Origin of the sequence: Mitsuaria sp. WAJ17 (assembly GCF_014174515.1) — a bacterium.
Taxonomy (GTDB): Bacteria; Pseudomonadota; Gammaproteobacteria; order Burkholderiales; family Burkholderiaceae_C; genus Roseateles_B.
The window spans coordinates 1-1,389 of the sequence record NZ_JACJUG010000086.1; the positions used below are offsets into that span (position 1 = coordinate 1).

The 1,389-nt window shown below is 64.3% G+C and carries 1 protein-coding gene; it reads left to right on the forward strand.

The window, feature by feature from the left end; translation table 11 throughout:
- Positions 1 to 93: 93 nt before the first annotated feature.
- Positions 94 to 1,116 carry an IS110 family transposase gene (locus tag H5407_RS23465; RefSeq protein ID WP_183106903.1) on the forward strand — a complete coding sequence of 341 codons (1,023 nt, stop codon included), beginning with the start codon at positions 94 to 96 and terminating at the stop codon, positions 1,114 to 1,116.
- Positions 1,117 to 1,389 lie beyond the last annotated feature (273 nt).

Sequence of the window (1,389 nt, forward strand, 5' to 3'; positions counted from 1 at the left end):
GTAAGCAATGGGATGGACGCCCCCACCCGTAGACGGCATCGAAGTGCCACAGTGGATGTGTCAGCAACCACTCGATCGGAAGGAGCGTCCACCATGGAGATTACGACGATCGGCCTCGATCTGGCCAAGAACGTGTTCCAGGTTCACGGGGTCAACGAGCGCGGCAAGGCCGTGCTGCGCAAGCAGCTGAAGCGCGACCAGGTTGCTCCCTTCTTCGCGAACCTGCCGCCCTGCCTAATCGGCATCGAGGCCTGTGCCAGCGCTCACCACTGGGCCCGCAAGCTGCAGGCGCTGGGCCACACAGTCCGACTGATGGCGCCCCAGTTCGTCAAACCGTACGTGAAGAGCAACAAGAACGATGCCGCAGACGCAGAGGCGATCTGCGAGGCGGTCAGCCGGCCGTCAATGCGCTTCGTGCCGATCAAGAACGTCGAGCAGCAGTCGGTGCTCTCGCTGCACCGCGTCCGTCAGGGCTTCGTGAAGGCGCGTACGGCGCAGGCCAACCAGATTCGCGGCCTCCTCGGCGAGTACGGCCTGGTGGTGCCGCAGGGCATCGCCTACATCGCCCAGCGCGTGCCACCGCTCATCGAAGATGCCGAGAACGAGTTGCCGGGCACCTTCCGCCTGCTGATCCAGCGCCTGCTCGACCACCTCAAGGCGCTGCAGGAGCAGGTCGACGAAATCGAAGTGCAGATCAAAGCATGGCACCGTGCTAGCGAGGCTAGCCAGCGTCTTGAGAAGGTGCCCGGCATCGGGCCACTGACCGCGAGCGCCCTGGTCGCCAGCATCGGCGACGCGAAGAACTTCGATAACGGCCGGCAGTTCGCGGCCTGGCTGGGCGTGGTTCCGCGACAGCACTCCAGCGGTGGCAAGCCGACGCTGCTGGGCATGAGCAAGCGCGGCGATGCGTACCTACGGACGATGCTGATCCACGGCGCACGCTCGGTCATCTACCGGGCCACCCAGCGCGCCGACACTGACAGTTGGCTGGTCAAGCTCACGACGCGTCGGAACAAGAACATCGCTGCGGTCGCGATGGCGAACAAGACTGCGCGGACCGTCTGGGCGCTGCTGGCGCACGGGCGCGAGTTCAAGGCTGGCTACGCCGCTGCGTAGCCCGACATCGACGACATCTGCAGCAACAGGAGAATCTCACCGCCGATTGCTCAGGCAACCAGCAAGTTGATGGCACGACAGGTCAGACCGTGGTCAGCACAGCCCGCCCCGGACGAGGCACTCCGAGTGCGCGTAAGCGATAGAGGCGCCGACCAGCAGAACCCATCAGGGACAGCGAGCTCGTCTCGCATCTGAAGTCCGAATGTACGGGTGCAATCTTTTCTTCGTGCGGCAGTGAACTGGAAGCTTGGCAAACGGGGGCGTCCATGTACG

Bases quoted from the DNA above. Each gene is read 5' to 3' on its own strand.
- H5407_RS23465 (WP_183106903.1), top strand. From the start codon at position 94: ATGGAGATTACGACGATCGGCCTCGATCTGGCCAAGAACGTGTTCCAG.